7 protein-coding genes are annotated in these 11627 nt (G+C 30.7%); all 7 read left to right on the forward strand.

The window, feature by feature from the left end; translation table 11 throughout:
• Nucleotides 1-86: 86 nt before the first annotated feature.
• The 7 genes from IPH62_13340 to IPH62_13370 are packed head-to-tail and all read left to right on the forward strand — an operon-like array spanning nt 87 to nt 11616.
• Nucleotides 87-2657 (forward strand): glycoside hydrolase family 9 protein, encoded by a 2571-nt coding sequence (locus IPH62_13340; protein MBK7106259.1) that lies wholly within the window; start codon nt 87-89, stop codon nt 2655-2657.
• Nucleotides 2658-2675: 18 nt separating this feature from the next.
• Nucleotides 2676-3716, forward strand: coding sequence for a radical SAM protein (locus IPH62_13345; GenBank protein ID MBK7106260.1), 1041 nt, complete (start codon nt 2676-2678; stop codon nt 3714-3716).
• A gap of 54 nt (nt 3717-3770) precedes the next feature.
• Nucleotides 3771-5108 carry a family 43 glycosylhydrolase gene (locus IPH62_13350; GenBank protein MBK7106261.1) on the forward strand — a complete coding sequence of 446 codons (1338 nt, stop codon included), beginning with the start codon at nt 3771-3773 and terminating at the stop codon, nt 5106-5108.
• Between the two features lie 39 nt (nt 5109-5147).
• A complete protein-coding gene (locus IPH62_13355) occupies nt 5148-6677 on the forward strand; it encodes an alpha-N-arabinofuranosidase (GenBank protein ID MBK7106262.1) in 1530 nt (509 codons plus the stop codon).
• Between the two features lie 58 nt (nt 6678-6735).
• Nucleotides 6736-9084 (forward strand): DUF362 domain-containing protein, encoded by a 2349-nt coding sequence (locus IPH62_13360; protein MBK7106263.1) that lies wholly within the window; start codon nt 6736-6738, stop codon nt 9082-9084.
• A gap of 1 nt (nt 9085) precedes the next feature.
• Complete coding sequence (locus IPH62_13365) at nt 9086-10387, forward strand: T9SS type A sorting domain-containing protein (GenBank protein MBK7106264.1); 1302 nt, start codon at nt 9086-9088, stop codon at nt 10385-10387.
• A 35-nt stretch (nt 10388-10422) separates the two neighbouring features.
• Nucleotides 10423-11616: an SMP-30/gluconolactonase/LRE family protein gene (locus IPH62_13370; protein MBK7106265.1), complete on the forward strand. Its 1194-nt coding sequence runs from the start codon at nt 10423-10425 to the stop codon at nt 11614-11616.
• Nucleotides 11617-11627 lie beyond the last annotated feature (11 nt).

Raw genomic sequence — 11627 nt, forward strand, 5'->3', positions numbered from 1 at the left:
ATAAATGTGGGGGTAAGATGAAGAATAATATTAAACAAAATCAAAAGTTTAAAAAACCTTTAAGATTGAAATATGGAGAAATCATAATGAAACAATCAGCAACTTTTGCACTTTTGTTAATTTTACTGTTAATTTTAACAGAAAATTCATTTGCACAAAAACTTAAATTAAATGAATCAGATTATTTTGAAGCACAAGGAATTAATGTTTTAGTTTTTAGTAATCAATACAACGGAATGTTTTTTGATGAAAAAACTGCTGGTATTGAATTAATTCAACATGGTGTGCGTACATCAACCGGCGGCGCAGTAAGATTGGCAAACACTCCGGAGCAATGGGATTTAGTTCCGATGGTTGTTGATCGAAAAGTTGACAAAGAAAAAAATAGTATTGATGTTGTTTTGAAATATGAAGAGTTTGATTTTACTTCCAAAATAAATGTAACTGCAAAAGAAAATGGTGTATTGATAAGTGTATATCTTGATAATCCGGTTCCGGAAAAATTAGAAGGTCGTGCCGGATTTAATTTGGAATTTCTACCTTCAACTTATTTTGAAAAAACATTTATGGTAGATGGAAATGCTGGAAATTTTCCAAGATATCCTTCGGGCACAACGAAGATTGAACCGATAAAAAATAAAATAACACAGTTTGCCGGACACACGACTTTTGATGATAGAGGACTTGGTGAATTTATTGTTCCTCAGCCGTTAGCAAAAGGAAAGTCAATTGTTTTATCACCAGAATGTCTAGAAAGTTTTGTAACGATAAAAAGTTTAGATACAGAAATTATGTTATTAGATGGTCGCAATGTTGCACAAAACGGTTGGTTTATTGTAAGAAGTTTGCTTCCGATAAAGAAAACCGGAAAAGTACTTGAGTGGTATCTTGAAGCAAATACAATTCCAAATTGGATTAGAAAACCTAATATTGGTTTTTCTCAAGTTGGTTATACGCCAAATCAAGAAAAAGTTGCTGTTATAGAATTAGATAAAAATGATACTCAGTTAAATAATGCTAAAGTATTTCAAATTACTTCAGATGGAAAAACTGTTGAGAAATTTAATGGTGATGTGAAAGAATGGGGAAAATATCTAAGATATAATTATGCAAAATTTGATTTTAGTTCAGTTAAAGAATCGGGAATTTACTATATCCAGTATGGTGATCACAAAACAAATACTTTTAGAATCAATCAAGATGTTTATGAAGATGTTTGGCATCCAACAATGGATGTTTGGTTCCCGGTTCAAATGGATCACATGCAAGTAAATGAAGCATATAGAGTTTGGCACGGTGAACCATTTATGGATGATTGTCTTCAAGCGCCGCTTAATCATCAACATTATGATGGTTATAAAATGGGAGATACAACAGATACAAAATTTAAACCATATGAAAGAATTCCTAATATGGCTGTTGGCGGATGGTTTGATGCCGGTGATTTTGATATTCAAACCGGCTCGCATAATCATGTTATTTCAAGTTTTGTTGATACTTGGGAAAAATTTAAAGTTGAACGTGATCAAACTTTTATTGATCAAAAAACTCGTTATGTTGATATTCATCGTCCCGATGGAAAAATTGATATCCTCCAGCAAATTGAGCATGGAACATTGAATCTTGTTGCCCAATGTGAAAATATTGGTCACCCGGTAATGGGAATTATTGTTCCAAATTTACATCAATATCATCATCTTGGTGATGCAATGACTGAAACGGATAATCTTCCGTATAATCCAGATTTAAAACCATTTGAAAAAGATGGAAAATCAAGCGGAACAATGGATGACCGTTGGGCATTCACTACACGCTTGCCATTTTTAGATTTTCAGACTTCGGCAACATTAGCAGAAGCCGCTCGCACTTTAAAAGGATATAATGATGATCTCGCAAATAGAAGTTTAACAAATGCAAAAAGATTATTAGCAGAAGCTGATGAAATACTTAAAAAACCAATTAAAGATGATAATCCTTGGTGGACAAGATGGGCAAGAGGTGCAGATATTGAATCTGTTCTTCAATTATATATAACAACGAAAGAGCAAAAATATGCTGATAGATTTATAGAAAAGATTTGGTCAATTCTTGAACCACCAAAAATTGATGATCCTCATATTGATCCTAGTTTTTTCTTGAGCAGAAGCATTAAAGTAGCGTTAAAAGCCACTCCATATATGGATGATAATTTCAAAACAAAATTAAGAGATTATGTAATTAAGTATAAAAATTTCCTAACCGAGTTAGAAAAGAAAAATCCATACGGAATGCCAATAGCAACCGGAGGTTGGGGCGGAAGTGGAAATGTAGTTGCAACTGCAATTACAAATTATTTTGCTTATAAATTATATCCGGATATTATGACAAAAGATGATGTAATAAAAGGTGCAAATTATATTTTTGGATGTCATCCATATTCTAATCTTTCTTTTGTAAATGCTGTTGGAACAAAGTCTAAGAAAATTGCTTATGGAAATAACAGAGCAGATTTCACAACAATAGCTGGTGGAATTGTTCCCGGAGTTATGTTACTTAAACCGGATTTCTTAGAAAACAAAGATGATTGGCCGTTCTTATGGGGAGAAAACGAAGTTACAGTTGGAGGTTCTGCAGATTATGTTTTCTTAGCAAATGCTGTTAAAGAATTATTAAAATAATTTGTAAGGAATTTTAAAATGAGTTTCCCAAATATTATTTCTTTCACACTTTTGAACGCATGCAACTTAAGATGTAAAATGTGCGGGCAGTGGAGTGAAACCGGCTATGTAAAAAATAAAATTGTAGATGCAAATCCACAATTGGATTTGGAAGTTTGGAAAAAACTCATTGATGAAATTTCTCAAAATAAAATTAGAATTATTTTAATTAGGGGAGGAGAACCATTTCTCTTCCCCAAAATTATGGATTTGATAAAATATGCAAATAGTAAAAATCTGTTTTTATCTATTGATACAAACGGAACGATGATAGAAAAATTTGCCGAAGAACTTGTCCAATTGGGTAATATGCATATTACTTTTTCTGTTGATGGACCTGAAAAAATTCATGATGAAGTTCGCGGAATTGAAGGAAGTTATCAAAAAATTAAAACCAATATTGCTTTATTTAACGAACTTGAGAAAAAATATAATAAACCATTAAGTAAAAGTATTTGCTTTACAATCAGTAAATATTCTTATGAAGGTTTAGGCGAAATGCCAAAGGTTGCAAGAGAAATGGGAATAAGCTCAATCAATATTGTTCCATATTATTTTTTTAATTCTGAAGTTGGTGAAAAATATGAAGATGAATTATTAAAATATTTTAATACTAAAGCATATTCTTGGAAAGGATTTTATAATGAAGATTCGGGGATCGATTTTAATATTTTCAAAACTCAATATGAAAAATATATTTCGTCTTTAAATGGAATTGAGAATTTCCCGTTTATGCCGTTTGGAATTAATGAATATAAGGAATGGTTTGATAATTCTTATTCAGTTGTTGGATCAGAAAAATGTTTTAATGTAGAAAGTTTAATAGATATTCAGCCAAATGGTGACGCAAATTTCTGTATTGATTTTCCGGATTATGTTTTTGGAAACGTTAAAAATAATTCGATTGAGGAAATATGGAATTCTGAAAAAGCAGAAAAATTTAGAAAGTACAGAAGAGAAAAACCATTAGCTGTCTGCTATAGATGCGGCGCAAAGTACTGTTCGGAAATTAAAGAATAGTTATAACGTATTTATTTGAAAATAAAAATATTAGAAGTTGTTTGGAAAATAAAAATGAAATTATTACGATATAAAATATTATTGATTTTACTTTTCGTTTTGCTTAATAATATATCAGCGCAAAACCCAATAATAATGGATCAATACACTGCTGATCCAACAGCAAGAGTTTTTGATGGAAAAGTATATCTTTATCCCTCGCATGATATTTTGGCAACTGAAGGTAAAGGAAGAATCGGTTGGTTTTGTATGGAAGATTATCATGTTTTTTCTTCAGAAAATTTAACTGATTGGAAAGATCACGGTGTAATTGTTAGTCAAAATAAAGTTCCTTGGGTTGATTCAAATACTTACAGTATGTGGGCTCCGGATTGCATTGAAAAAAATGGAAAATATTATTTTTATTTTCCGGCGATGAACAAAGATACTTCAACTCAATTTAGAATGAATATTGGAGTAGCAGTTTCTGATAAACCATACGGACCATTCACTCCGCAAAACGAACCAATAAAAAATGTTCGAGGAATTGATCCGAATGTTTTTATTGATAAGGACGGGCAAGCTTATTTGTATTGGTCGGCAAGAAATATCTTTGTCGCAAAACTAAAAGACAATATGCTTGAATTAGCTGAAGAACCAATAATAATTCCAAATCTTCCGGAGAAAGGATTGAAAGAAGGTCCTTTCATGTTTGAGCGAAACGGAATTTATTATTTAACTTATCCGCATGTGGAGAATAAAACAGAGCGACTTGAATATGCAATTGGTGATAATCCGCTTGGTCCCTTTAAAGTTACCGGAATTATTATGGATGAATCACCAAATTGTTGGACAAATCATCATTCAATAATTGAGTTTAAAAATCAATGGTATTTGTTTTATCATTTTAATGATTTATCTCCGCACTTTGATAAAAACAGATCAACAAGAATTGACAGCTTATTTTTCAATGAAGATGGAACAATTCAAAAAGTGATTCCAACTTTACGCGGAGTTGGTTTAACAAATGCAAAATCAAAAATTCAAATTGATAGATACAGTTTAAAAAGTGAAAATAATGTTCATATTGAATTTATAGATACAACAAAAAAGTTTGAAGGATGGAAAACTGTTTTTGAAAATGAAAATTCTTGGATTCAATATAATAGTGTCGAGTTCGGAAATGAAAATTTAAAATCAATTATTGTAAATGCTATGTCATCAGAAGGCGGAGAATTAGAAGTAAGATTAGGAAATATTAACGGAAAAATAATTGCAAAAATTGAAATTGAAAAATCAGATGATTGGAAAATATTTAAATCAAAAATTGCAAATGTTCCAACCGACAATCAAAATATTGTTGTAATAAATAAAGGTAAAAAAGTAGTAGTGGATTGGATTAGTTTTGAATAACAATTATTAAAATTTATTAAAAAAATATTGAGAATGATTATGAAAAAATTATTAGCAGTTTTATTTCTTACTTGTGCATTTACAATAATTGGGCAAAACGCAAAAATTAAAATTGATGTTACAAGAACAATAGGAAAAATCGATCCCAAAATTTATGGCGTATTTATGGAACCAATTCATTTTAATGGCGCAAGAATGGGATTGCCGGATACCGTTGATTTTAATACACTTTATGGAACTCTTTATGATCCCAAATCACCACTTGCTGATGAAAATGGATTTAGAAAAGATTACATCGAAGCAATGAAAGAATTGAAAATTACAAATATGCGCTGGCCCGGAGGAAATTTTTTAATGGGTTATAATTGGGAAGATGGTATCGGTCCAAAAGATAAAAGACCATCCCGCATAAATCTTGCGTGGGGTGGATTGGAAAGCAATCATGTTGGGACAGATGAATGGTTTCAATTAAATAAATCAATTGGAAGCGAGAATGTGGTTTGCGTAAATCTTGGACTAGGTACAATACAAGATGCACATAATTGGGTTGAATACTGCAATTACAAAAAAGGAACGCACTATTCAGATTTGAGAATAAAGAACGGGCACAAAGAAGCATATAATGTAAAAATATGGGATTTAGGAAATGAAGTTGACGGATATCCTTGGGAGCTTGGTTATAAGAATGCGGAAGATTATGTTAAAATAGGAAGAGAAGCTGCAAAAGCAATGAAAGCTGTGGATGGATCAATAAAATTAGTAGCTTCCGGTTCTTCATATTATGAACCAACTGGTCAATGGATTGATTGGAATAGAAAAGTTCTTGCCGGTTTGGGAGATATGATAAGTTATATTTCAATTCATAGATATTGGGAAAGAAGTGATGATTATTATGATTATATGGGACAAAGTGCAATGGATTTTGAAGAAAAAATTACAATTCCCGCCGCAGAAATTAAAGCAATGCAAGCAATGAAAGGATTGAAAAATGAAATTCATATTTCTTTTGATGAATGGGGAGTTTTCGGAAGAAACTTTTTATCGGTATTGCCGATTGCACAATGTTTAAATTCGTTTATTCGCCATGCAGATGTTGTAAAAATGACAAACTTCACAATGCTTACTTCTTTGCTTTCAAATGATATGGAGAAAGGAACTTATAAATCTCCATTGTTTTATGCATTTAAAATGTTTTCAACAAATTGTTTAGGAAACTCAATCGATACTTATGTTGAATGTGATACTTTTAACACTGCTAAGTATAAGGGAATTCCATATCTTGATGTAACTTCTGTTTACAATAAGGAAAGCAATACTGTTTTTATAAATGTTGTAAACCGCAATCAAGAAAATTTTATTACGACTGAAATTATTAGTACAGAGGGAAGTTTTGCCAGCAAAGCTGAAGTTAATTTACTAAACTCGGATTCACTTGAAGAACAATTTTCTTTTGATAAACAAGATGAATATAAACCAGTTGTAAAAGAAATAAGCGTGAATGCAAATAAATTAAAATATTCATTTCCGCCGCATTCAATTGCTCAAATAAAAGTAAAGGTTATAGAATAAAATACAAATTAAATTTAGTAGTTCTGTTAAATGTGCGAATTAAGTAGGAGTCATAAATATGAATGAATTTTTTCAAAGATTCGTTAAGGTTTGTCCGAAATCCGGTAAGATTAGAAAAATAATTTTACCAAAAGGATATTATAAATTACTTTTTCCATTTGTCGGATTAGCAGCATTATTATGGATTGCATTTCGAGTAATTCCAAAGCCAAGCAGAGTTGCTTATCCTTGTGTAAAAGCTGCAACTCCAATTGCAACAAGTTTTGTACTTTGGTTAATTGGGATTACTGCATCGTTTACTGCATTTTCAAAAATGAAAACTGCTTTTTCAAATTCATCATATTTCCGAACAATTATATTTTTATTTGTCGGAGGAATACTTGCAGTTTTTGCAATTAGTCAAGATGGAATTGTTTCACTTGCTGATTCAAAAAATAAATATGTATTTAAGCAAGCTGTACTTGAGCCAAATCAGCCAATGGGAGTGCCCGTTGGAATAATTCCGGGCAGAGTTGTTTGGGTTCACAATCCGGATGCAACAAATGAAAATTTTGATCCGATGGAAGAAAATCATTCATATTTTCATGAAGAAAATTTTAATCAATCTGTTGTGGATCAAATGCTTTCTCAAGCAATTCAAAATCTAACCAAATCAACCTCAGATTCTGCGGCATGGGAAGCAATATTTAAATTTCATAATAATACAAGAGGCAAAGGTGAGGTTGGTTATCAATCCGGAGAAAAAATATTCTTAAAAATGAATGCCACAAGCAGTTGGGGCGGAAATTATAATGATGAAGATTTAACAAAAGTTTATAAATCGTGGTGGGGAAGTGTTAACAGATATTATGGACTTTCAGAATCTTCACCGACATTTATTAAAACAATATTACGTCAATTAGTAAATGTTGTAAAAGTACCGCAAGAAAATATTTACATTGGTGATCCGATGAAAATTATTTACAAACATATTTATGATTATTTGCATTCGGAATTTCCAAACGTACATTATTTGGATCACTATGGGCATACAAATTTAGGCAGAGAGCTTGCCGAAAAAGGTACAACCCCGCTAATAAAATATTCTGATCGAGGTACAGTACTTGTTCGAGATGGTAGTCCGGTTTATGAAGACGCACTATATAAAATTTATGAAGATATGGAATACATGATAAATATGCCGCAGATGAAAGGACACGTTCGTGGTGGGGTTACAATGTTTGCAAAAAATCATTTTGGTTCACACACAAGAGATGGAGCAAATCATTTACATAATGGGCTGATGCTTCCGGGTGAAACTGGTTTAACTGCACGACCCGGTTATGGATTATACAGAGTTCAAGTTGATTTGATGGGACATGAAATTCTCGGAAAGAAAAATTTGGTTTATCTGATGGATGCTTTGTGGGGAACCGATCATGAATTAAATCCACCAGCAAAATGGCAAATGGAACCATTTAATAATGATTGGACTTCATCAGTATTTGCATCACTTGATCCCGTAGCAATTGAATCAGTTGGATACGATTTTGTTCGAACTGAATTTACTAAAGAAAGATATCCAACAAGTTATGAAAATGTTGTTGATGTAATTCAAATGGATGGAGTTTCTGATTATTTACGACAAGCTGCAGATTCATCAAATTGGCCGGAAGGAATTATGTACGATCCGGAAAATGATGGAACAATAATCGGAAGTCTTGGTGTTCACGAGCATTGGAATAATTCAATAGATAAACAATATTCAAAAAATTTAGGAATTGGAAACGGAATTGAGTTAGTAAAAATTAGTAAACCTACAAATATTCTCGAAGCTCCAAGTTTGCTAAATACAGAAGTTATAGATAATTCAATAGTTAATTTAAGTTGGCAAGATAATTCAACTTCTGAAGAAGGTTTTATTATTGAAAGAAAAGAGAATTCTCAAAATGCTAATTTTATTATTCTTGATACAGTTTCCGCAAATCAAACAAATTATTCTGATAAAACTGATAAATTAGTTTCGAGTTATTATTATAGAATTAAAGCTTATAATTCTTCGGAAAATTCTAATTATACGGAATCGGTTTTGGTTAGCAATTTAATTGTTGTTGGAATTGATGAAGAAAATATTCCAGGCGAATTTAGGCTACATCAAAATTATCCAAATCCATTTAATCCAAGCACAACAATTACTTTTAGTATAAAAAATAATTCGAATGTTAATATGATTGTTTATGATGCAATCGGCAGATTAGTAAAAGTTTTGGTTGATGAAAAACTTTCTTCCGGTGAATATAAAATTGATTGGAACGGAAAAAATTATTTAGGCGAAACCTCTGTAAGCGGAATTTATTTCTACAAAATTATAGTTAAATCAAATAATCAAAACTATTCTGAAACTAAAAAAATGTTACTGGTAAAATAATATGGAAAAAATATTCTTATACATTTTCGTAATTACTTTAATCTGCACCAATTTTGTTTTTGCTCAAACTTGGAAATCATATACAACAGAAAATAGTGGATTATCTAATAATATGGTTAATTCAATGGCTATTAGTAGTGATGGAACAATTTGGTTTGCAACAGACAATGGCTTATGTGCTTATGATTCCATAAATTGGAAAGTTTATAAAGTAGAAGATGGACTTAAAACAAATAAAATTAATTCAATATCATTTTTACCAAACACTACTCAAGAACTTTGGGTTGCATCAGATTCCGGTGTTATAATTTTAAATGTCAATAAAACTGAAATTGTAACAAGTCCCAGTTATATAAATAAAAGTTCAAACAATATTATATCCAACAAAGTTAAAGCAATTGAGCTTGATGGTTTTGTAAACAATTGGATTGGAACCGAAGATGGTTTATCAATAATTACAAACTCCGGAATTTACAGTTTTAATGAAAGAAACGGTTTTGAAAATCCTAAAGTAAATTCATTAAAAACTTTGTCAGATAATTGGGTTCATGTTGGAACATCCGGTGGTGGTGTGAGTCGTCTTAAATATAATGGTGTAGATGGAATTACTTCCGCTTCAAATATAATAACTACATGGAGCGGATTAGCATCGGACACTGTTTTAACAATTTACGTTACCGATGATACTTTGCGCTGGTATGGAACAACACAAGGTGTTTCTACTCATTATGGAACTGATACAAAAAGTATTAGCTACTGGTGGATTTATAATACTTACACAAGTGGAATTACTGAAAATTATGTTCACGCAATAATTAGAGATAAAAACAATGCAATGTGGTTCGGTACAAGAAAAGGTATTTCAAAAATGTTAGCCGATAAAACTACTTGGCAAACTTATACTGAGGTGGATGGTTTGATAAGTAATAATATTTTTGATATTGAAGTTGATAAAAATAATAATATTTGGATAGCAACTGATAAAGGTGTTTCTTATTTCAAAAATATTACAACATCAATAAAAAATGATGAGTTGAAATCTTACAAATTAAATTTATCAAATTATCCGAATCCTTTTAATCCATCTACCAATATCGGATATTCAATTTTCAAGGATAGTAAAGTGAAATTAGAAGTTTTTAATAACATTGGAAAACTAGTTGAGGTTTTAGTCGATAAAAAATTAAATTCCGGGAATTACAATGTTAGATTTGATTCTAAAAATTTACCAAGCGGAGTGTATTTTTATCGATTAATTACAGAACATTCATCCATTACAAAAAAAATGATTTTAATAAAATAGTTATTAAAAATACTGAGTTGATATAAATGATTTTTATGAAAAAGCAGAGAAATATTATAAAGAAATTTTTATTGTTAATATTTATTGAGATAATTTTTCAATCACAAATATTTTCACAAATTGTAATTGATCCAAATTTAGTTGTTGAGGAAATTGTAAAAGATATTCAGCAGCCGGAAGGACCAATCTGGAATGATAGTTTAGGATTATTATTCTCTGATATTAAAGGAAATAAAATTTATAGATGGTCTCAAGAAAATGGGAAAGAAATTTACTTAAATGATTCTGATAGCACAAACGGATTAACTTATGATTTGGAGGGAAGATTAATTGCCGGACAAATGGGGAAAAGAAGAATTGTTCGATTTGAAAATGATGAAACTCAAACTTCGCTTGCAGATAATTATGAAGGGAAAAAATTAAATAGCCCAAATGATTTAGTTGTAAAATCTGATGGCTCAATATTTTTTACAGATCCGGATTTTAATATTCCGGTTGGACAAAAAAAAGAATTATCATTTAACGGAATTTACAGAATTAGTCCAACAGGAAATCTTCAACTTTTAGAAACATTAACGTTACCGAACGGAATTTGTTTTTCACCAGATGAAACAAAACTTTATGTAAATGATTCGCAAGCACATAAAATTTATGTGTGGGATGTTATTAATGATTCAACCATTACAAACAAAAAATTATTTTTTTCAATTCCGGTTAATGGTTATGCAGACGGAATGAAAACAGATTCAGCTGGATATATTTATTGCACGTGTTCATCTGCAGTTTGGGTAATTTCTCCCAATGGAGAACAAATTGGAAAAATTAATTTGCCATCAAATGTTTCTGCTTCAAATTGTGCTTGGGGTGAAAGTAATAGAACAACTATATTTATAACTGCGGGAAAATCCGTTTTTAAAACACGACCAATTTTAACATCGATAATTGAACAAAGTTCAGTAATCCCTAATAAAATTAAACTTTATCAAAATTATCCAAATCCATTTAATCCTACCACACATATAAATTACTCTATTCCTAAGCAAAGTTATATCACTTTAAAAATATTTAATGTGTTAGGAAAAGAAGTTAAAACGATACAAAAAGGAATTCTTCAAGCTGGTAATTACTCTATAATTGTAAATTCAGAAGGTTTATCAAGCGGAGTCTATTTTTATAGATTGGAATCAAAGGATTTTACTGAAACGAAAAAATTTATAATAACTAAATAAAATGAGGAACT

The sequence above is a fragment of the Ignavibacteriota bacterium genome, assembly GCA_016708125.1.
GTDB lineage: Bacteria > Bacteroidota > Ignavibacteria > Ignavibacteriales > Melioribacteraceae.